This window comes from Streptomyces africanus, assembly GCF_030816955.1.
GTDB classification, from domain to species: domain Bacteria; phylum Actinomycetota; class Actinomycetes; order Streptomycetales; family Streptomycetaceae; genus Streptomyces; species Streptomyces africanus.
This window is the reverse complement of sequence record NZ_JAUSYP010000001.1, coordinates 7,952,170-7,976,869: the sequence shown is the minus strand read 5'-3', so window position 1 is coordinate 7,976,869 and position 24,700 is coordinate 7,952,170. Positions and strand designations below refer to the sequence as shown.

Sequence of the window (24,700 nt, the reverse complement as noted above, 5' to 3'; positions counted from 1 at the left end):
TGTTCCGATCCCGTGCCGTCACCGTGCACATCGACCAGGCCGTACGGAGCGGTGGTCTCGGTGACGTCCCCGAGCAGCCCGGCGAAGTGCCGCTCGTGTTCCTCCTGCGGCGTCCCGAGCCGCGCCTGTGCCACGAAGTCCCGGAAGGGGATCGGCGCAGGCAACGCGTCGACCCGTCCGGAAAGGAAGGCCCACAGGTCGTCGAAGAGCACGTCCTGGGTGGTGTGGTCCTGCAACAGGTGGTGGATTCGGAGCAGGGCCAGCCACCGGTCGCCGCTCGGGTCGGCGGCGATGTGCGCGGACATCAGCGGGACCTGGTCCAGCTCCATCCGGCCGCCGGCCGCGGCCAGCATCTGCTCGACCGGATCCGGCCCGTCGGCGTCGAGGACGATTTCCTCGACCGGCAGTTCGGCCCGGCGGACCACGACCTGCACCGGTTCCCGAAGCCCTTCGGAGACGACCGCGGTGCGATAGATGTCGTGCCGGTCCACCATCCACCGCAGCGCGGCGAAGAAGTCGTCGAGGCGGCCGCGCGAGTCGAACTCGATGACCGCGGGCGTGATGTAGACGTCCGTGCCGTCCCGGTCCGCCATCAGGTGATGGAAGAGGAGACCTTCCTGCAAGGGGGCGAGCGGGTAGATGTCCGCGATGTTGGCCGCGCCGCCGGGCACCGCCGCCGCCACCCGGGAGATCTCCTGCTCGGTCAGGTCGACCAGGGTCAGCATCTCCGGTGTGATCTCACGCGCGTCCGCCGGGATGAGATTCGGCGGCACCTCCACCTGTTCCGGTCCGGCCGCGGCCGCCAGTGCGGCCGGGGTCGCCGACACGAACAGCGCCCGCACGGACACCGACACCCCGCGCTGTCGCAGCCACTCCACCAGGGACACCGCGAGCAGCGAGTGCCCACCGAGGGCGAAGAAATCGTCCTCCACCCCGACCGTGGAGTGATCCAGACCGAGAACCTCCGCGAACGCCTGGCAGACCAGCTCTTCCTGCGCGTTCGCCGGCGCACGCCCCGCACGCTCGCCCTTGTACTCGGGAACCGGCAGTGCCTCGCGGTCCAGTTTGCCGTTCGCCGTCATCGGGAGCGCGTCCAGCTCCACGATCGCCGAGGGCACCATGTAGCCCGGAAGCCGTTCCGCCGCATGGTCGCGGACAGCGGCGCTGATGGCCGTGCCGGGCTGCCGGGGCACGAGATATCCGGTCAGTCGTTTGTCGCCGGGGACGTCCTCCCGTACCACCACCGCGGCCTGGGCCACAGCCGGATGCCCCGCCAGGACCGACTCCACCTCACCCGGCTCGATCCGGAACCCACGGATCTTCACCTGATCATCCGCACGCCCCGCGAACACCAACTCACCCCCGGCCGACCACCGCACCCGGTCCCCGGTCCGATACATCCGCTCACCCGGCACGAAGGGGCACGCCACAAACCGCTCCGCCGTCAGCCCCGCACGACCCAGATACCCACGCCCCAGCTGAGGACCCGCCACATACAACTCACCGACCACACCCACCGGAACCGGCCGCAACCCGCCATCCAGCACAAACACCCGCGCATGAGCCACCGGACGCCCGATCGGCACCCCCCACCCCACACCCACAGCCCCGGCACGCCACACCGTGACATTCACCGTCGCCTCACTGGGCCCATAACTGTTGAACAGCGTCCGCCCGGCAGCCACCCACCGCTCCACCAGACCAGGCGGACACACCTCACCACCCACATCCAGCACAAACCCCGGATCCAGCACACCCTCCGCCATCAACGCCGCCACCGCCGGCGGCAACGTCGCATGCGTCACCCCCCCATCCACCAGGAACCGCACCAACTCATCACCCAACCGCCGATCCGACGGCACCGTCACCAACGCCGCCCCCCGCAGCAACGCCAGCCACCACTCCTCACAGAACGCGTCAAAACCCACCGACGCGAACTGCGCCACCCGACTGCCCCCACCCACCCCATACCGGTCATGACTGACCACATAACTCACACACGCCTCATGCGGAATCACCACGCCCTTCGGACGCCCCGTCGACCCCGACGTGTAGATCACATACGCCGGATGGGACGGCAGCAACGGAGCCAGACGATCAGCGTCCGACACCGCACCCGCATCAAACCCGCCCGTCTCCGCGAAGAACTCCGGCCCGTCCAGCACCAGCACCGGCGCCGCATCCTCGATCACGAACCGGATGCGCTCCGCCGGCTGCCCCGGATCGATCGGCAGATACGCACCCCCCGCCTTCAGCACCGCCAGCACCGCCACCACCAACTCCGGCGACCGCTCCAGCACCAAAGCCACCACCGACTCCGGACCCACCCCCCGCGCGATCAACTTCCGCGCAAGCCGATTCGCCCGCTCCTCCACCTGCGCATACGACCACTCCACACCCTCACCCACCAACGCCACCGCACCCGGCGACCGCCCCACCTGCGCCGCAAACACATCCGGCAACAGACCAGCGGGCACCGGCCCCGCAGTGGCATTCCATTCCTGGACGATCCGCCGGTACTCGTCCGGGCCGAGCACGTCCAGCGAGGCGACGGGGGCCGACGGGTCGGCGGCGGTCCTCTCCAGGACGCGCGCCATCATGTCCGCGATCCGCTGGACCGTTCCGGCGTCGAACAGGTCGGCGGAGCCGATGAGGGCGCCCCGCAGGCCCGCGGGCCGCCCGTCGTCGTCGAGCGTCTCGCGCAGCACCAGGTCGAGGTCGAGGTCGCGCGCCTGCTCTTCGCCGGCGATCATCTCGACCCGCAGACCGGGCAGTTCCAGGGCGGGCCCGCCGCGCCGCCCGGAGGACATCGGGTCCTCGGTCTCGACGGCCGCCATCACCTGGAAGAGGGGGTGCCTGGACAGCGACCGGGTCGGGGCCAGTTCCTCGACCAGTTTCTCGAACGGCACGTCCTGGTGCTCGTAGGCGTCCAGGGAAGCCTCACGTACCCGCCGAAGCACGTCGGTGAAGGTCGGGGCACCCGACAGGTCGGCGCGGATCACCAGGTTGTTGACGAAGAAGCCGACGAGGTCGTTGAGTCCTTCGTCGGTCCGTCCCGCGACCAGGGTGCCGATGGGGAGGTCTTCGCCCGCCCCCATCCGGGACAGCAGCACGGCCAGTGCGGAGTGCGCCACCATGAGCAGGGTCGCCCCGTGCTCCCCGGCCACCTCGAGCAGCCGTCGGTGGGCGTCAGCGGAGATCTCCAGCTCGGCGGTGTGACCGTGGGACGTGATCTGTGCCGGGCGCGGCCGGTCGGTGGGCAGTGCGAGTTCCTCCGGCGCGCCGGCGAGGGTGTCCCGCCAGTACGTCACCTGCTCGGACAGGATGCTGTCCGGGTCGTCCTGGGTACCGAGGACTTCGCGCTGCCACAGGGCGTAGTCCGCGTACTGCACCGGCAGCGGCTCCCACCGCGGCTCCTGGCCCGCCAGCCGCGCGGTGTAGGCGGTGGAGAGGTCGCGCAGCAGGGGTCCCATCGACCAGCCGTCGGCCGCGATGTGGTGCACCACCAGGACCAGCACGTGCTCGTCCGGGTTCACCGTGAACAGCTGGGCCCGTAACGGGATTTCACCGGCCAGGTCGAAGGCGTACTCGCTCGCGCGCCGCACCTCGTCCGCCACAGCCTCCGGCGACACCCGGGCGACCCGCAGCTCGAAGCCCGCCTCGTCGGTCGGCAGGATCCGCTGGTACGGCTCGCCGTCCGCGGCCGGGAGGACGGTGCGCAGCACCTCGTGGCGCTCGATGACGTCCCGCAGGGCGGCGGCGAGCGCGTCGCCGTCCAGCGGCCCGGTCAGCCGCAGGGCCAGCGGAATGTTGAACGTGTCGGCGGGGCCCTCCAGCTGCCACAGGAACCACAGGCGACGCTGCGCGAACGACAACGGAATCATCAGAACTCCTTCTTCTGCCTACGCATCGGCCGCAGCGTCGGCCTGGTCTTCTTCCGTGAGCCGGTCTGCGCCGTCAGCCACTCGGCGACACCGGCGGGTGTGGGGTTCGCGAACAGGACCCGGACGGGCACGTCGAGGCCCGTCACCGTCCGCACCCGGCTGAGCAGTCTGGTGGCCAGCAGGGAGTGCCCGCCGAGCGCGAAGAAGTCGTCGTCGGCCCCGACTCCGGGCAGGTCGAGGACGTCGGCGAACGCCCGGCAGACCAGTTCCTCCTGCGGGGTGGCGGGCGGACGTCCGGTGCCGGCCTTGCCGTAGTCGGGTGCGGGCAGCGCCTTTCGGTCCACCTTGCCGTTGACCGTCAGCGGCACGGTGTCCAGCACCACCACGGCCACCGGCACCATGTACGACGGCAGCCGCTCCGCCGCGAACTCGCGTACGGCCCGGGGCAGTTCCTCGGCGTCCGTGTCTTCGCCGGGGACGACGTAGCCGACGATCCGCAGTTCGCCGGGCGAGTCCTCCCGTACGATCACCGCGGCCTGGGCGACGGCCGGGTGCGCCGCGAGTACGGCCTCGACCTCGCCCGGTTCGATCCGGAAGCCGCGGATCTTCACCTGGTCGTCCGCACGGCCCGCGAAGACCAGCTGCCCGTCGGCGTTCCACTTCACGCGGTCGCCGGTGCGGTACATCCGCTGTCCCGGCCCGAACGGGCATGCCACGAAGCGCTGGGCCGTCAGCCCGGGACGATTCAGGTAGCCGCGTGCCAGGCCCGTGCCCGCGAGGTACAGCTCGCCCACCACCCCCGTCGGCACGGGCCGGAGCGCGGCGTCCAGCACGTACGCCCGGGTGTTGATGACGGGCCGGCCGATCGGTACCGCCGCCCCTGCCTCCAGGCCTGGGCTGCACCGCCACACTGTGGCGTCCACGGTCGTCTCGGTGGGCCCGTAGGTGTTGAACATGGTGCGGCCGTCCGCGGTCCAGCGTTCGACCAGCTCGGGCGGGCAGGCCTCGCCGCCGACGTCGAGCACGAACGCCGGGTCCAGAAGCCCGTCGGGGATCGTCGCCGCGACCGCGGGCGGCAGCGCCGCGTGCGTCACTCCTCGATCGACCAGGAACCGCCCCAGGTCGGCTCCCAGCCGACGATCCGCCGGTACGGTCACCAGCGCCGCGCCCCGCAGCAGTGCGAGCAGCCACTCCTCGCAGAACATGTCGAAGCCGACGGACGCGAACTGGGCCACCCTGCTCCCGGCCCGCACGCCGTACCAGTCATGGCTCGACGACAGGTTGACGCAGCTCTCATGCGTGACGACCACGCCCTTCGGGCGGCCGGTCGATCCCGACGTGTAGATCACATACGCCGGATGGGACGGCAGCAACGGAGCCAGACGATCAGCGTCCGCCACCGGACCCGCCTCGAACCCGTCCGTCTCCGCGAGGAACTCCGGCGCGTCCAGCACCAGCACGGGCGCCGCGTCCTCGATCACGAACCGGATGCGCTCCGCCGGCTGCCCCGGATCGATCGGCAGATACGCGCCCCCCGCCTTCAGCACCGCCAGCACCGCCACCACCAACTCCGGCGAACGCTCCAGCACCAAAGCCACCACCGACTCCGGACCCACCCCCCGCGCGATCAACTTCCGCGCAAGCCGATTCGCCCGCTCCTCCACCTCCCCGTAACTCAGCTGCCCCTCGACACCAACCAGCGCCACCGCCTCCGGCGCCCGCGCCGCCTGCACCGCGAACAGATCCGGCACCAGCGCCTCAGGCACCGCACGCGCCGTGTCGTTCCATTCGGTCACGATCCGTCGGTACTCGTCCGGGGAGAGCAACTCCACCGCGCTCAGGGGCACTTCCGCGTCGGCGGTGACCACCGTGAGCAGCCGGACCAGGTGGCCCGCGATCCGCTCGGCCGTCGCCCGGTCGAACATGTCGGCCGCCGTCGTGAGGGTGCCGTACATCCCGTCCGGGCCGCCCTGCCCGTCGCGGCGCTCCGACAGGCTCAGCGCGAGGTCGTACCTGGCGACACCGTGGGCGAGCGGTTCGCCGCTCACCTCCAGGCCGGGCAGTCGCAGCCCGGCTTCCGGGACGTTCTGCACATCCAGCGCCACCTGGAACAGCGGTTGCCGTGCCAGGGAGCGCTCGGGGACGAGCTCCTCCACCACGTGGTCGAAGGGCAGGTCCTGGTGCGCGTACGCCGCCAGGTCGGTGTCGCGCACCCGTCGCAGCAGCTCGGTGAAGCTCGGGTCGCCGGACACGTCGGTGCGCAGCACGAGCATGTTGACGAAGAAGCCGATCAGATCGTCGAGCGCGTCGTCGGTGCGGCCGGCCAAGGCGGTGCCGATCGGGATGTCGTGCCCCGCTCCCAGCCTGCTCAGCAGCGCCGCGAGGCCCGTCTGGAGCACCATGAACACGGTGACCTGCTCGGTGGCGGCCAGTTCCGTGATGCGCCGGTGCAGGTCCGCGGGGAGTTCCACGCGGATCTCGTCCCCCCGGCGCGTCGGCACCGCGGGACGGGGCCGGTCCGTGGGCAGCGCCATCTCGTCGGGGACCCCTGCGAGGGTGTCTCGCCAGAACGCCAGCTGCCGGGCCCGGACACTGTCCGGGTCGCCCGCGTCGCCCAGGATGTCCCGCTGCCACAGGGCGTAGTCGGCGTACTGCACCGACAGGGGCGTCCAGTCCGGTGCCCGGCCCTCCAGGCGCGCCGCGTACGCGGCCGACAGGTCCTGTGCCAGTGGCGCGATCGACCAGCCGTCGGTCGCGATGTGATGCACGGCCAGCACGAGGACGTGCTCGTCCGGCGCCAGGGTGAGCAGCCAGGCCCGGATGGGGATCTCCGTGGCGAGGTCGAAGGGGTGTCCCGCCACACGGCCGATCTCGGCCGCGACGTCCCCGGCGTCGACCTCTACGGCGGTCAGCTCGAAGTCGATCTCCTCGGTGCGCAGGATCCGCTGGTAGGGCTCGCCGTCCTCGGCCGGGAGCACCGTCCGCAGCACCTCGTGGCGGCCGATCACGTCCCGCAGCGCGGCGCTCAGCGCTTCCACGTCCAGGGTTCCGCGCAGCCGCAGGGCGGTGGTGTTGCTGTAGCTGGCGCTGGAGCCCTCCAGCTGTCCGATGAACCACAACCGGCGCTGCGCGAAGGACAGGGGCGGCCGCTCGGGGCGTTCCTGTGCGATGAGGGCCGTACGGCCGGGTGCGACCGGGCGCAGTCGCTCGGCCAGGCGGCCCGGTGTCAGCGATTCGAACAGCGCCCGTATCGACACCTCCATCCCGAGTGCCGACCGCATGCGGCTGACCAGCCGGGTCGCCAGCAGGGAGTTCCCGCCGAGCGTGAAGAAGTCGTCGTCGGGACCGACCCGTTCCCGGCCCAGCACGTGGGCGAAGGCTTGGCAGAGCAGTTCCTCGTGGGCGGTGGCGGGGGCGCGGCCGGTACCCGGCCGTGCCCCGTCCGCCTGCGGTACGAGCACGGCCCGCCCGCCGGCCGGGGCGGGGGCCTCGTCCTCGTGGATCCGTTCCGCGGCGCCGGGAACGTCCACCGACAGCAGGGGGAGGTCGGGAGTGTGCTCCAAGGCGGTGGTGAGGTGGGCGAGGGTCGTCTCCAGCAGTGCGGCGACCCGGTCGGCGTCCACGGGACGGGCTGCGTCCACGGTGACGCCGTACGTCTCGCCGTCGTCGTCGATCGAGACGCCCAGCGGGTAGTTGTTGCGCTCCTGTGTGAAGAGGGTCGTGACGTCCGCGAGCACGCCGTCCTGCTCGTGGGCGGGCGGCCTGCCGTGCCGGTAGTTGAACAGCGCGGTGAACAGGGGTGCCCCGGCGGGCAGGCCGCTGGCCGCCTGAGCCAGTGTCAGCGGCGCGTGCTCGTGCGCCAGCAGTTCGGCGAGCTGGTCGCGCAGGTCCGTCAGCGCCCGCCCCACCGGCTGCCCGGCCAGCTTGACCCTGACCGGCAGGGTGTTCATGAACAGTCCCGGAACCCGGTCGGCTCCGACGGTGGCCCGACCCAGCAGCACGGTCCCGAACACGAGGTCGTCGCGGCCCGACACCGCTGCCAGCATCCGGGCCCACGCCAGGTGGAAGACCGTGGCGGGACTGACCCCCCGCGAGCGTGCCAGGGCCTGGACGCGCTCTGTCAGTTCGTCGTCCACCTTCCGTCTGGCCTGCGTGAGGTCCGTGCCGTCGCCGCGGACGTCATGGAGTCCGTAGGGGGCGGTGGTGTCCGTGACATCCCCGAGGAGCCCGGAGAAGTACTCGCGGTGGGCTTCTTCGGACACGCCCAGCCTGGCCTGCGCGACGAAGTCGCGGAACGGCACCGGCGCCGGGAGCCGGTCGGCCTCTCCGGCCAGCAACGCCTTGACCTCGTCGAGGACCATGTCGAGCGCGGTGTGGTCCTGGACCAGGTGATGCATCCGGACGAGCGCCAGCCAGCCCTCGCCGCCCGGCTCGGCCGCGGTGTGCACCGTCAGCAACGGCGCGCGATCCAGCTCCATACGCCCGCCGGCCGCCGCCAGCAGCCGCCCGACCGCGTCCCCCTCACCGGCGCCGAGCTCCACCTCGGTGACCGGCAGCTCCGCCCGCCGCCACACCACCTGGACCGGCTCCGGCAGCCCCTCCCACACGATCGCCGTGCGGTACACGTCATGCCGGTCCACCACCTGCTGCAAGGCGGCCAGGAACGAGTCCAGACGCTCTCGCGCCCCGAAGCGCAGGGCGAAGGGCATGGCATAGACGTCCGTGCCCTCCCCGTCGGCCATGAGGTGGTGGAAGAAGATGCCCTCCTGCAACGGAGCCAGCGGATACACGTCCTGCACGTTGGCCGCACCACCCGGCACCGCCGCCACCACCCGCGCGACCTCCGCCTGCGACAACTCCACCAGCGGCAACATCTCCGGACCCAAAACCGAAGCACCCTCCGGAATCAGATTCGCCGGCACCTCCACCAACCCCGGCCCCGCCACCGCCGCAAGAGCAGCCGGCGTCGGCGTCACGAACAACGCCCGCACCGACACCGACACCCCACGCTGCCGCAACCACTCCACCAGCGACACCGCCAGCAACGAATGACCACCCAAAGCGAAGAAATCGTCATCCACCCCGACCGTGGGCAGCCCCAAGACCTCAGCGAACCCCCGACACAGCAGCTCCTCACGGACATTCGCAGGCGCCCGACCCGCACCCCCGACACGCTGGGGCGCGGGCAACGCCGCCCGGTCCACCTTCCCGTTGACCGTCAACGGCAGAGCGTCCAACTCCACGAACACCGCCGGCACCATGTACGACGGCAACCGCTCCCCGACGTACTCCCGCACCGCATCCGCAACCGGTGCCCCCGCCTCAGCAGGCACCAGATAGCCGACCAGCCGCTTGTCCCCCGGCACGTCCTCACGGACCACCACCGCAGCCTGAGCCACCGCCGGATGCGCGGCGAGGACAGCCTCGACCTCACCCGGCTCCACCCGGAACCCACGGATCTTCACCTGCTCATCCGCCCGCCCGGCGAACACCAGCCGACCGTCCCCGGCCCACCGGACCAGGTCGCCGGTGCGGTACATCCGCTGCCCACCGTCACCGAACGGGCAGGCCACGAACCGCTCCGCCGTCTGCTGCGGGCGATTCAGATAACCCCGCGCGACACCGGCCCCGGCCACATACAGCTCCCCGGCCACACCCACCGGCACCGGACTCAGCCTGTCGTCCAAGACGTAGACGCGCGTGTTGTCCAACGGCCGCCCGATCGGCAGTACCCCGTCGATCCCGTCCGGATCCACGACCCGATGCTGCGTCGCACACAAGGTCACCTCGGTCGGCCCGTACAACTGCCGCACCGCCACACCCGGGTTGGCCTCCAGCACCCGCCGCACCGACCCGGCCGGCACCACGTCCCCGCCCGTCAGCACCTCACCCACACCGGCGAAACAGCCCGGGTCCTGATCGGCCAGCACCCGCAGCAGACCCGCCGTCACATGCACGTGCGACAGACCCTGATCAGCGATCAGGCGACGCAGGACCTCTCCGTCCACCGCCTCGTCCGGCGCCACCACGACCGTGCCACCCGACAGCAACGGCACCCACAGTTCATACGACGACGCATCGAACGCGTGCGGGGCGTGGAACAGCACCCGCGGTGTCGCCCCCCAGGACCGGTCCCGAGCCAGTGCGACCACGTCCCGGTGCGTGGCCACCACACCCTTGGGCACACCCGTCGAACCCGACGTGTACATCACATACGCGGACGAGCCCGGCTCCACCCTGGGCAGGACCACCTCGGCGACCGCCTCCGCGGTGTCGTCGGCCGGCACCACGTCCAGTTCCGTCGTACGGACGAACTCGTGCCCGGTCGTCGCCCGATGGGTGACGACCCACCGCGCGCCGGCGTCCTCGACCACCGCACGCATCCGCGCCACCGGCCACGTCATGTCCAGCGGCAGATACGTACCACCGGCCTTCAGCACGGCCAGCAACGCCACCACCAGCTCCGCCGACCGCTCCATGACCACGGCGACGGCCGACTCCGGGCCCACTCCGGCGGCCACCAGGCGTCGTGCCAGCTCGTCGGCGCGCGCGTCCAGTTCGCCGTAGGCGAGCCGGACGTCACCGGAGCGCACCGCGAGCGCATCGGGATCGACCGCCGTCCGGCGGGCGAACGCCTCGGGCACCGAGACGTCGGGTACGGCCACCGACGTGTCGTTCCACTCCGTCAGCAACCGCCGGCGCTCTTCCCCACCGAGCACATCGACGTCGGTGATCCGGGTGGCGGGAGCCGCGCCCAACGTCCGCAGCACCCGTACCAGTCGTTCCGCCAGCCGTTCCGCGGTCTCCTGGTCGAACAGGTCGGCCGAGGCGATGAGCAGGCCGTTGATCCCGGCCGGGGCGCCGGCCTCGTCGAAGGTCTCGCCGAGATTCAGGTCGAGGTCGAACTTGAGGGCGGTGACGTCGGTGGCCAGTGCGGTGGTGCGCACCCCGGGCAGGGCCACAGCCGGGCCGCCCGCGACCCCGTGGGTGTTCTGAAGGGTCATCATCACCTGGAACAGCGGATGACGTGCGAGGGACCGGGCCGGAGCCAGTTCTTCCACCAGGCGCTCGAACGGCACGTCCTGATGGGCCAGGGCAGCCAGCGACGTCTCGCGGACCCGCCCCAGCACCTCGGTGAGGCTCGGGTCGCCGGAGAGGTCCGTGCGCATGACGAGGGTGTTCACGAAGAACCCGACCAGGTCCTCCAACGCCCGGTCGGTACGGCCCGCCACCGCCACGCCGATCGGGATGTCCGTGCCCGCTCCGAGGCGGGACAGCGTCACCGTCAGCGCGGCCTGGAGGACCATGAACACCGTCACGCCCTCGGCCCGCGCCACCTCCCGCAGCCGCCGGTGCAGCTCGGCGGGGATCGCGACCTCGGCGAGCCGTCCGACGCGTGAGGTCTCCGCGGGGCGAGGCCGGTCGGCCGGCAGCTCCAGTTCCTCGGGTGCTCCCGCCAGGGCGTCACGCCAGTGCGCGACCTGGCGCGACAGCAGGCTCTCCGGGTCCTCCTCGTCCCCGAGCAGCTCTCGTTGCCACAGCGCGTAGTCGGCGTACTGCACCGGCAGCGGCTCCCACACCGGGGCCTCGCCCGCCAGCCGTGCCGCGTACGCCGCCGACACGTCGCGGGCCAGCGGTTCCATCGACCAGCCGTCACCCGCGATGTGGTGCACGACCAGCACCAGCACGTGGTCGTCCGGCGCCAGTACGAACAGCGACGCCCGCACCGGGAGCTCGACGGCGAGATCGAACGCGTACCGGGCAGCCTGCGCCACCCGGTCGGGCAGGTCGTCGTCCGACACCTCGACGATGTCCGGGGCGAACGCCGCCTCCTCCGGCGACAGCACCCGCTGGAACGGTTCTCCCGCGGCCGTCCCGAATACGGTGCGGAGCACCTCGTGGCGCTCGATCACGTCGCGCAGTGCCGCGGTGAAGGCCTCTCGATGCAGCGTCCCGGTCAGACGCAGCGCCAGCGGAATGTTGTACGTGGGGCTCGGTCCGTCCAGTTGGCCCAGGAACCACAAGCGCCGCTGGGCGAACGACAGCGGCACGCGCTCGGGCCGCTCGCGCGCCACCAGCGCCGTCCGGCCGGGCTCGGCCTCGGCCGACCACGCCGCCAGCCCCGCCGGTGTCCGGGCCTCGAACAACGCCCGCAGCGGCATTTCCACACCCAGCGCCCTGCGGACCCGGCTGACCAGCCGCATGGCCAGCAGCGAGTGCCCGCCGAGCTGGAAGAAGTCGTCGTCCACTCCGACCGTGGGCAGTCCCAGGGTCTCCGCGAACACCTGGCACAGCAGCTCTTCCCGGACGTTCGCGGGTGCCCTGCCCGTACCCGCGACGCGCTGGGGCGCGGGCAGCGCCGCCCGGTCCACCTTCCCGTTGACCGTCAGCGGCAGGGCGTCCAGTTCCACGAACACCGCCGGCACCATGTACGACGGCAACCGCTCCCCGACGTACTCCCGCACCGCGTCCGCAACCGGTGCCCCCGCCCCGGCAGGCACCAGATAGGCAATGAGCCGCTTGTCCCCCGGGATGTCCTCACGGACCACCACGCCAGCCTGAGCCACCGCCGGGTGCGCGGCGAGGACAGCTTCGACCTCACCCGGCTCCACCCGGAACCCACGGATCTTCACCTGCTCATCCGCCCGCCCGGCGAACACCAACCGACCGTCCCCGGCCCACCGGACCAGGTCGCCGGTGCGGTACATCCGCTGCCCACCGTCACCGAACGGGCAGGCCACGAACCGCTCCGCCGTCTGCTGCGGGCGATTCAGATAACCCCGCGCGACACCGGCCCCGGCCACATACAGTTCCCCGGCCACACCCACCGGCACCGGACTCAGCCTGTCGTCCAGGACGTAGACGCGCGTGTTGTCCAACGGCCGCCCGATCGGCACCACGCCATTGAGACCACCCGCGTCACCCACCTCGTGCTGCGTCGCACACAAGGTCACCTCGGTCGGCCCGTACAACTGCCGCACCACCACGCCCGGGTTGGCCTCCAGCACCCGCCGCACCGACCCGGCCGGCACCACATCCCCGCCCGTCAACACCTCACCCACACCGGCAAAACAGCCCGGATCCTGATCCGCCAGCACCCGCAGCAGACCCGCCGTCACATGCACATGCGACAAGCCGTGACCGGCGACCAACCGTCGTACCGCTGTCGCATCGATGCGGTCGTTCGGTGCGACGACCACCGTGCCGCCCGACAGCAGCGGCACCCACAGTTCATAGGACGACGCGTCGAAGGCGTGCGGGGCGTGGAACAACACCCGCGGCGTCGCACCCCAGGACCGGTCCCGGGCCAGCGCCACCACATCCCGGTGCGTGGCCACCACACCCTTGGGCACACCCGTCGAACCCGACGTGTACATCACATACGCGGCCGCCGAGTCCTCCACCACCGGAAGCAGCCCCTCGTCCGAGCCGGCAGCCACGGACACTTCCGCGATCCCGAGGTCCTGCCCGGCCGCCGCCTCGCTCACCAGGACCAGTCCGGCGCCCGCGTCCTCGACCACCGCACGCATCCGCGCCACCGGCCACGTCACATCCAACGGCAGATACGTACCGCCGGCCTTCAGCACGGCCAGCAACGCCACCACCAGCTCCGCCGACCGCTCCATCAGCACCGCGACAGCCGACTCCTGCCCGACCCCCGAGGCCACCAGAGCCCGCGCCAGCCGGTCCGAGCGCGCGTCCAGGTCCTGGTAGGTGAGCTCCACGCCGCCGGCGACCACGGCCACCGCGATTGGATCGGCTGCGACGCGTTCGGCGAAGGCCTGGGGCGCCGAGACACCCGGCGTGAGCGCCGCCGTGTCGTTCCAGTCCGTCAGGATCCGTGTGCGCTCGGCCGGGCCGAGCACGTCGACCGTCGTCAGGGGCGTTTCCGGGGCCTGTTCCAGGGCGGTCGCCAGGCCCTCGAGGCACGTGAGCAGGAGCCTGCCCGCCCCTGCGGGATCGACCGGAGCGACGGCCTCCACCTCCACCTCGAAACCTGTGCCGTCGTCGTCGACGGACACGACCACCGGGTAGTTGGAGTAGTCCCGGTGCATCACGAGGCTCACGCCGTCGAGGCCGGCGCCGGGATGCCGTTCGGTCGGCAGGTTGTGCCGGTAGTTGAACAGGGAGGTGAACAGCGGACCGGCTCCGGGCACCGCACTGGCCTGCTGCGCCAGGGCGAGCGGGGCGTGCTCGTGGACCATCAGGCGGGCGAGCTGGCCGCGCATGTCCGTGAGGACGTCGGCCACGCTCTTGCCCGCCAGACGCAGCCGCACCGGAAGAGTGTTGATGAAGAGGCCCGGGGCGCGGTCGGCACCGGCACCCGCGTTCATCCGCCCGAACAGGATCGTGCCGAACACGACGTCGTCGCGGCCCGACAGGGTGCCGAGCACCCGCCCCCATGCCACGTGGAACAGCGTCGCGGGGCTCACGCCGAGCGAGCGCGCCAGGGTCCGGATCCGTCCGGTCAGGGTGTCGTCGATCGGCAGCCTGACCTGTGCGGCGTCCGTGCCGTCTCCGTACACGTCCATCAGGCCGTACGGGGCCGTGGTCTCGGTGACGTCGCCCAGCAGGTCGGTGAAATACCGCTCGTGCTCCTGCTGCGACACCCCGGCCCGCGCCCGGGCCACGAACTCGCGGAACGGCACGGGCGCGGGCAGCCGGTCCCCCTGCCCGTTCATGAACGCCCGGAGTTCGTCGAGCACCACGTCGAAGGTGGTGTGGTCCTGAATCAGGTGATGGATGCGCAGCAGCACCAGCCATCCGCCGTCCGGGAGCGCCGTCACCCGGACCCGCAGCAACGGCGCGCGCGTCAGGTCGACGGCGGACTCGCCCGCCGAGAGGAGCTGGTCGGCGGCCTCGGGCCCGTCGGGGTCGAGGGCGATCTCCTCGACCGGCAGTTCCGCATGGCGTACGACCACCTGGACCGGCTCGCGCAGCCCTTCCCACATGATCGCGGTGCGGTAGATGTCGTTGCGCTCCACCATCTGCCGCAGCGCCTCGAGGAACGCGTCGAGTCGTTCCCTGGATTCGACGGTGAGGACCATCGGTGTCGCGTAGACGTCCGTGCCGTCCCGGTCGGCCAGCAGGTGGTGGAAGAAGATGCCCTCCTGTAGCGGGGCCAGCGGATAGACGTCCTGGATGTTGGGCGCGCCACCCGGAACGGCCGTCACGAGGCCGGCCAGTTCCTCGTCCGTCAACTCGACCAGGGGGAGCATGTCCGGCGTGATCTCGGTGGCGTCGCCGGGAATCCGGCCGGGCGGCACCTCGACCTGATCGGGTCCTGCCACCGCGGCCAGGCGGGCAGGGGTCGCGGACGCGAACAGGGCCCGCACGGACACCGTGACACCGCGGCGCCGCAGCCACTCCACCAGCGACACCGCCAGCAGGGAGTGCCCGCCCAGGGCGAAGAAATCGTCATCGACCCCGACCCGGTCCAGGCCGAGCACGTCGGCGAACGCCGCACACAGCAGCTCTTCCCGGGCGGTGACCGGAGTGCGTCCGGTGCCGGCACCGGCGTGGTCCGGCTCCGGCAACGCCCTGCGGTCCAGCTTGCCGTTGACCGTCAGCGGGAGGGCGTCGAGCTCCACGAACGCCGCCGGCACCATGTACGACGGCAGCCGCTCGGCGGCGTGTGCGCGCACCTCGTCCGTGACAGTGTCGCAGCCGTCGGCGGGCACGACGTAGCCGATGAGCCGCATGCCGCCCGGTGCGCCGTCACGGGCGACGACCGCTGCCTGGGCGACGGCCGGGTGCGCCGCGAGTACGGCCTCGACCTCGCCCGGTTCGATCCGGAACCCGCGGATCTTCACCTGGTCGTCCGCGCGGCCTTCGAACACCAGCCGGCCTTCGGAGTCCCAGCGGGCCCGGTCACCCGTCCGGTACATCCGCTGCCCGCCCACACCGAACGGACATGCCACGAACCGTTCACCGGTCAGCGCCGCACGCCCGGCGTAGCCACGCGCCAACTGGGTCCCGGCCACGTACAGTTCGCCCGCCACGCCGGCCGGAACCGGCCGCAGGCACTCGTCCAGCACGTACACCGACAGCCCCGGAAGACCGCGGCCGATCACGCTGCCGTGCGCGCCGTCGTCCGGCCCGAGACCATGGTGCGTGACATGCACCGTGGTCTCGGTGATCCCGTACATGTTCACCAACCGCGGCCCGGAACCGCCGTACCGCTCCCACCAGCCCGAGAGCCGCGCGGGCTCCAGCGCCTCCCCGCCGAAGACCACCGCGCGCACGGCACCGAGCCCGCCCCCGCCCTCCGGCAGCGCGCCCAACAACTGGTAGAACGCCGACGGCGTCTGGCTCAGCACCGTCACCCGTTCACGCTCGACCAGCTCCAGGAACTCCGCCGGCGACCGCGACACCTCGAACGGCACCACCACGACCCGCCCGCCGTGCAGCAGCGCCCCCCACAACTCCCACACGGAGAAGTCGAAGGCCAGCGAATGGAACCAGCTCCACACGTCATCCGCACCGAAGTCGACCACCTCCCGCGCAGCGGCGAACAACGCCACGACGTTGCGGTGCGGCACCAGCACGCCCTTCGGGCGGCCGGTCGATCCCGACGTGTAGATCACATACGCCGGATGGGACGGCAGCAACGGAGCCAGACGATCAGCGTCCGACACCGGACCCGCCTCGAACCCGTCCGTCTCCACGAGGAACTCCGGCGCGTCCAGCACCAGCACGGGCGCCGCGTCCTCGATCACGAACCGGATGCGCTCCGCCGGCTGCCCCGGATCGATCGGCAAGTACGCGCCCCCCGCCTTCAGCACCGCCAGCACCGCCACCACCAACTCCGGCGAACGCTCCAGCACCAAAGCCACCACCGACTCCGGACCCACCCCCCGCGCGATCAACTTCCGCGCAAGCCGATTCGCCCGCTCCTCCACCTCCCCGTAACTCAGCTGCCCCTCGACACCAACCAGCGCCACCGCCTCCGGCGCCCGCGCCGCCTGCACCGCGAACAGATCCGGCACCAGCGCCTCAGGCACCGCACGCGCCGTGTCGTCGCTTCGGCACAGCAGGTCGGCGTACTCCGCGTCGAGGACGTCGATCGCACCGAGGGGCATGTCCGGGGATTGCGCCAGGGCCGTGACCAGGTTCGCCAGACAGGTGTGCAGCAGTCGGCACACCTCCGTCGGGTCGACCTGCGCCACAGCCTCCACGACCAGTTCGAAGCCGGTCGCGCTCTGGTCCACCGAGACCGTGAGCGGGTAGTTGGTGTGGTCCTGAACCGAGAGGACCTCCACGCCGTCGAGCTTCGCCCCGCCGGCAGGGGTGCCCTCGATGTGCCGGTAGTTGAAGAGGGAGGTGAACAGGGGTCCGCCACCGGACAGTCCGCTCGCCGCCTGGGCGAGGGCCAGCGACGCGTGCTCGTGCACGAGCAGCTCCGCGAGCCGGCCGCGCAGTCCGGTCAGCGCCTCCACGACCCCCTGTCCGGCCAGATGCACGCGCACCGGGAGGGTGTTGATGAACAGCCCCGTCACCCGGTCGGCCGCCTCACCGGCGTTCATCCGTCCGAACATCACCGTGCCGAAGACGACATCGCTGCGACCGGACACCGCCCCGAGCACGCGCGCCCACGCCAGGTGGAACACCGTCGCCGGGCTGACGCCCAGCGAACGCGCCACGTCCCACACGCGCCGGGCCAGGGCAGCGTCCACGGGCAGCCGGCCCGACCGGGCCGCACCGCCGTCGCCGAGAACGTCCATCAGGCCGTACGGGGCCGTGGCCTCGGTGACGTCTCCGAGAAGCTCGGCGAAGTACCGCTCGTGTTCCTCCCGGGGCATCCCCAGCCGTGCCCGGGCCACGAACTCACGGAACGGTACCGGTGGCGGCAGCCGGTCGGCCTGCCCGGCCATGAACGCCCGCACCTCGTCGAGCAGCACGTCCGATGCCGTGTGGTCCTGCACCAGGTGGTGGATGCGCACGAGCGCCAGCCATCCCCCGGTGCCCGGCTCGGCCGCCACGCGCACGTCCATCAGCGGTGCCCGGCCGATGTCCATCCATCCGCCGGCCGCCGCGAGCAGCCGTTCCGCCGAATCCTCGGTGACCGTCAGCTGCGCGTGGCGTACCACCACTTGTACCGGCTCGGGCAGCCCCTCCCACACGATCGCCGTGCGGTACACGTCGTTGCGGTCCACGACCTGCCGCAGCGCGACGAGGAATGCGTCCAGGCGGCTGCGCGAGTCGAACCGCAGCGTCGACGGCGTCACGTAGACGTCCGTGCCGTCCCGGTCCGCGATCAGGTGGTGGAAGAAGATGCCCTCCTGGAGGGGCGCCAGCGGATACACGTCCTGGATGTTGGGCGCGCCCCCGGGCACCGCGGCCACCAGTCGTTCGATCTCGGCTTCGGTGAGCCGGACCAGCGGCAGCATCTCCGGGGTGATCTCCTGCGCGCCCGGCGGGATCCCGTTGGGCGGCACCGTCACGACATCCGGCCCCGCGGCAGCCGCCAGCCCGGCGGGCGTCGGCGTCATGAACAGCGCCCGCACCGACACCGGCACCCCGCGCTGTCGCAGTCGCTCCACCAGCGAGACGACGAGCAGCGAGTGCCCGCCCAGGGCGAAGAAGTCGTCGTCGACCCCGACCCGCTCCAGCCCGAGGACCTCCGCGAAGGCCGCGCAGATGGTCTCCTCGCGCAGGCCGGCCGGGGCACGGCGCGTCCCGGCGGCCGCCGAGTAGGCCGGCGCGGGGAGCGCCTTGCGGTCCAGCTTGGCGTTCGGTGTCAGCGGGAACGCGTCCAGCACCACCACGGCCGACGGGACCATGTGGGACGGCAGCTGCCGGGCCGCGAGATCGCGTACCAGCGAGGGCAGTTCGTCGGCGTCCGCGTCCCCGGCGGGGATGACGTAACCGACCAGCCGCAGGTCGCCGGGGTTGTCCTCCCGCACGACGACCGCGGCCTGCTCCACCCAGGGGTGGGCCGCCAGCGCGGCCTCGATCTCGCCCGGCTCGATCCGGAACCCGCGGAGCTTCACCTGCTCGTCCGCACGCCCGGCGAACACCAGCTCCCCGTCGGTGTTCCACCGCACCCGGTCGCCGGTGCGGTACATCCGCTGCCCCGGTTCGAAGGGACAGGCCACGAACCGTTCGGCGGTCAGGCCCGCGCGTCCCAGGTAGCCGCGCGCCAGGCCCGTACCCGTCACGTACAACTCGCCCAGTACGCCCGCCGGAACAGGCTGGAGCGCGTCGTCGAGCACATGGACCCGGGTGTTGGCGATCGGGCGGCCGATCGGCACGGCCGCCCCCGCTTCCAGATCGGGCCGGCACTCCCAGACGGCCGCGTTCACCGTCGTCTCCGTCGGCCCGTAGCTGTTGAACATCTTCCGCCCGGCCGCCCACCGGGCGACCACCTCGGCCGGCAGCGCCTCGCCGCCCACGTCCAGCACGAAGTCGTCGTCGAGAGCGCCCTGCGGGATCGTGGCCACCACAGCGGGAGGCAGCGTCGCATGGGTCACCCCGGACTCCGACAGAAACTCCGCGAACTCGGCACCGAGCCGCCGCTCGGCCGGGACGGTCACCAGAGCCGCCCCCGACAACAGCGCCAGCAGCCACTCCTCGCAGAACATGTCGAAACCCACGGACGCGAACTGCGCCACCCGGCTCCCCGGCCCCACACCGAACCGGCCGTGGCTCACCGAGAGGTTCGCGAAACCCTCGTGCGAGACGACGACACCCTTCGGCCGCCCGGTCGAACCGGACGTGTAGATCACATAGGCGGGATGCCCCGGCAGCAGCGGAGCGAGCCGATCGGCGTCGGACACCGCCGCATCGGCATACCCCTCCGCCTCCACCCGCAGCGCGGCTTCGTCGAGCACGAGAACCGGTGCGGCGTCCTCGATCATGAACGCCACCCGCTCGGCCGGCTGGTCCGGATCGATCGGCAGATACGCGCCACCGGCCTTCAGCACCGTGAGGATCGCCACCAGCAGATCCGGTGAACGTTCCAGCACCAGCGCGACCACCGACTCCGGCCCCACGCCCTCGGCGATCAGCTGTCTGGCCCACCGGTTCGACCGGGCCTCGACCTCGCCGTAGCTCAGCTCGACGCCGGGCCCCACCAGCGCCACCGCCTCGGGCAGCCGCGCCGCCTGCGCGGTGAACAGCGCGGGCACGAGACCGTCCGGTGCGGGCGCGGCGGTGTCGTTGACGTGCCGCAGCAACTCGGTGTGCTCGGGATCGACGATGTCCACCGCCGCGAGCCGGCCGTCCGGGGTGTCCTCCAACGCCCTGGCCAGGTTGGCCACCGAGGTGTGCAGAAGCCGGCACACTCCCGTCGGGTCGACCGGTGCCGTCGCCTCCACGACGATCTCGAAGCCGGAGGCGCTCTGGTTGACGGACACGTCCAGGGGATAGTTCGTCGGGTCCCTCGTCAGGACGGCGTCGACGCCCTCGATTCCGGTGCCCGACTGCTCGACGTCCGCCTGCAGGTGCCGGTAGTTGAAGATCGAGGTGAAGAGCGGGCTACCGCCCGGCAGGCCACTGGCCGCCTGCGCCAGAGCCAGCGGCGCGTGCTCGTGGACCAGGAGCTCGGCGAGCCGGCCGCGCATGTCCGCCAGGGCCTGATCCACGGTCCGGTCGGCCACCTCGACCCTGACCGGGAGGGTGTTCATGAAGAGCCCCGGAACGCGATGCGCTCCGACGCTCGCCCGCCCCAGCAGCACGGTGCCGAACACGACGTCGTCACGCCCGGACAGCGCCGCCAGTACTCGCCCCCACGCCACGTGGAACACGGTCGCGGGACTCACCGCGAGCGCCCGCGCCACCTGGTGCACACGGGCGGCCACATCACCCTCCACGGCCAGCCGGCCCTGGGCGACGCCCAAGCCGTCACCGTGCACGTCGAGCAGTCCGTAGGGGGCGGTGGTGTCCGTGACATCGCCGAGGAGCCCGGAGAAGTACTCGCGGTGCGCCTCTTCGGACACGCCCAGCCTGGCCTGCGCCACGAAGTCACGGAAGGGCACCGGCGGCGGCAACGCCTCCGTCCGTCCGGCCAGCAACGTTCTCACCTCGTCCAGAACCACTTCCAAGGCGGTGTGGTCCTGGACCAGGTGATGCATCCGGACGAGCGCCAGCCAGCCCTCGCCGCCCGGCTCGGCCGCGATGTGCACCGTCAGCAACGGCGCGCGATCCAGCTCCATACGCCCGCCGGCCGCCGCCAGCAGCCGCCCGACCGCGTCCCCCTCACCGGCGCCGAGCTCCACCTCGGTGACCGGCAGCTCCGCCCGCCGCCACACCACCTGGACCGGCTCCGGCAGCCCCTCCCACACGATCGCCGTGCGATACACGTCATGCCGGTCAACCACCTGCTGCAACGCCGAGAGGAAGGAGTCGAGCCGGGCCCGCGAGTCCATCCGCAGAACGAAGGGCATGGCATAGACGTCCGTGCCCTCCCCGTCGGCCATGAGGTGGTGGAAGAAGATGCCCTCCTGCAACGGAGCCAGCGGATACACGTCCTGCACGTTGGCCGCACCACCCGGCACCGCCGCCACCACCCGCGCGACCTCCGCCTGCGACAACTCCACCAGCGGCAACATCTCCGGACCCAAAACCGAAGCACCCTCCGGAATCAGATTCGCCGGCACCTCCACCAACCCCGGCCCCGCCACCGCCGCAAGAGCAGCCGGCGTCGGCGTCACGAACAACGCCCGCACCGACACCGACACCCCACGCTGCCGCAACCACTCCACCAGCGACACCGCCAGCAACGAATGACCACCCAAAGCGAAGAAATCGTCATCCACCCCGACCGTGGGCAGCCCCAAGACCTCAGCGAACCCCCGACACAGCAGCTCCTCACGGACGCTCGCGGGCGCCCTGCCCATACCCGCGACGCGCTGGGGCGCGGGCAGCGCCGCCCGGTCCACCTTCCCGTTCACCGTCAACGGCAGAGCGTCCAACTCCACGAACACCGCCGGCACCATGTACGACGGCAACCGCTCCCCGACGTACTCCCGCACCGCATCCGCAACCGGCGCCCCCGCCCCGGCAGACACCAGATAGCCGACCAGCCGCTTCTCCCCCGGCACGTCCTCACGGACCACCACCGCAGCCTGAGCCACCGCCGGATGCGCGGCGAGGACAGCCTCGACCTCACCCGGCTCCACCCGGAAACCACGGATCTTCACCTGCTCATCCGCCCGCCCGGCGAACACCAACCGGCCCTCGGCATCCCAACGCACCAAGTCCCCAGTGCGGTACATGCGTTCACCGAAGCCACCGAACGGGCAGGCCACGAACCGCTCACCCGTCTGCTGCGGGTGATTCAGATAACCCCGCGCGACACCGGCCCCGGCTACATACAGCTCCCCGGCCACACCCACCGGCACCGGACTCAGCCTGTCGTCCAAGACGTAGACGCGGGTGTTGTCCAACGGCCGCCCGATCGGCAGTACCCCGTCGATCCCGTCCGGATCCACGACCCGATGCTGCGTCGCACACAAGGTCACCTCGGTCGGCCCGTACAACTGCCGCACCACCACACCCGGGTTGGCCTCCAGCACCCGCCGCACCGACCCGGCCGGCACCACATCCCCGCCCGTCAACACCTCACCCACACCGGCAAAACAGCCCGGATCCTGATCCGCCAGCACCCGCAGCAGACCCGCCGTCACATGCACATGCGACAGACCCTGATCAGCGATCAGGCGACGCAGGACCGCCGCGTCCACCGCCTCGTCCGGCGCCACCACGACCGTGCCACCCGACAGCAACGGCACCCACAGTTCATAGGACGACGCGTCGAAGGCGTGCGGGGCGTGGAACAGCACCCGCGGTGTCGCCCCCCAGGACCGGTCCCGGGCCAGCGCCACCACATCCCGGTGCGTGGCCACCACACCCTTGGGCACACCCGTCGAACCCGACGTGTACATCACATACGCGGCCGCCGAGTCCTCCACCACCGGAAGCAGCCCCTCGTCCGAAACGGCAGCCACGGACACTTCCGCGATCCCGAGGTCCTGCCCGGCCGACACCTCGCTCACCAGGACCAGTCCGGCGCCCGCGTCCTCGACCACCGCACGCATCCGCGCCACCGGCCACGTCACATCCAACGGCAGATACACACCACCGGCCTTCAGCACGGCCAGCAACGCCACCACCAGCTCCGCCGACCGCTCCATCAGCACCGCGACAGCCGACTCCTGCCCGACCCCCGAGGCCACCAGAGCCCATGCCAGCCGGTCCGAGCGCGCGTCCAACTCGGCGTACGACATCCCGGCATCGCCGCACACCACGGCCGGCGCCTGCGGATCCGCCGCCAGCCGTTCCGCGAACGCCTCCGGCAGCGACATGCCGCGCACCGGCACCGCCGTGTCGTTGAATTGCTCCACCAGCCGGGAAAACTCGTCCGGGCCCAGGACATCGGCCGAGCCGATGCGCATCTCGGGGTCGTCGGCCATCGCCGTCAGCACCCGCACCAGGCAGCCCGCGATCCGTTCGACCGTGCCCGCGTCGAACAGGTCCGCCGCCCCCGTGACCACGCCCCGTAAGCCCGCCGGGGCGCCGTCGTCGAAGGCCTCGCCCAGCGACACCTCCAGGTCGAACTTGGCCGTGGCACGGCCGATCGAGAGCGTGTCACCCCGCAGGTCGTGGAGGTCGATCGGGGCCCCGTCGTCGAGCGGGGCGAGGACGACCTGGAACAGGGGGTGACGCGCCAGGGATCGGGCGGGGGCGAGTTCCTCCACCAGGCGCTCGAACGGCACGTCCTGGTGGCCGAAGGCGCGCACGGCCGTGGTGCGCACCCGGTCGATCACCTCGGCGAACGTCGGGTCTCCGGCGAGGTCGGCCCGGACCACCAAGGTGTTGACGAAGAATCCGATCAGGTCGTCGAGAGCCTCGTCGGACCGCCCCGCGGTCGGCGTCCCGATGGGGATGTCGTGACCGGAGCCGAGCCGCGACAGCGTCACGGCGAGCCCGGCCTGGAACACCATGGACGGGGTGGCGCGGTGGCGGCGGGCCACCGCGGCCAGCAGGGCGTGGGTGCGGGCGGGCAGGCCGATCGCGACCGCGTGCCCGCGGTGGGAGGGTGTCACCGGGCGGGGCCGGTCGGTCGGCAGGGCCAGCTCCTCCGGGGCTCCCGCCAGGGCGTCACGCCAGTAGGCGATCTGGCGGGAGAGGACGCTGCCCTCGTCGGCCTGGCTGCCGAGGAGTTCACGCTGCCACAGGGTGTAGTCGGTGTACTGCACCGGCAGCGGGGCCCAGTCCGGGGCCCGGCCCTGGCTGCGGGCGGTGTACGCGGTCGCCAGGTCGCGGGTGAACGGGCCGGCCGACCAGCCGTCGGTCGCGATGTGGTGGACGACTGTCACCAGTACGTGCTCGTCGGGAGCCACGGCGAACAGCCATGCCCGTACGGGGATCTCCGTGGACAGGTCGAAGGTGTGGGCCGCCACGCGCGCGACCGCGCCGGGCAGGTCTCCGGCGTCGATCCGGCCCGTCGGCAGGTCGCCGGTCGCCTCGGCTGTCGGCAGGGCCAGGACCGGTTCGTCCCAGCACAGTTCGTCCATCGTGTACAGCCGTTGGTGCGGCGTACGGGCTTCGCCCCCGGTCACCTCGACCACGGGCAGTTCCCAGTCCAGTTCGGCGACGGGCACGATCCGCTGGTGGGGTTCGCCGTCCACCTCGGGGAAGACGGTGCGCAGGGCTTCGTGCCGGGTGACGACGTCACGCAGCGCGGCCTCCAGTGCCCGCCGGTCCAGTTCTCCCGTCAGCCGCAGGATGGTGGGGCTGTTGTAGGTGGCGCTGGGCCCCTCGATCCGCCATTGCAGCCACAACCGCCGCTGAGCGAACGACGCGGGAATCAT

General features: G+C 71.7%; 2 protein-coding genes (1 of these 2 cut by a window edge). Both read right to left on the bottom strand.

Translation table 11 applies throughout. From position 1 onward, the window contains the following. Window positions 1–3,884 carry the 5' portion of a non-ribosomal peptide synthetase gene (locus tag QF034_RS36370; protein WP_307178910.1) on the bottom strand. It extends 22,312 nt beyond the left edge of the window, so only the first 3,884 of its 26,196 coding nucleotides appear in the window; it begins with the start codon at window positions 3,882–3,884; its stop codon lies off the left edge, out of view. After that, entirely contained in the window at window positions 3,884–24,700 is a 20,817-nt protein-coding gene (locus QF034_RS36365; RefSeq protein ID WP_307178909.1) for a non-ribosomal peptide synthase/polyketide synthase, read from the bottom strand. Before QF034_RS36365 ends, QF034_RS36370 begins: the two co-directional genes overlap by 1 nt.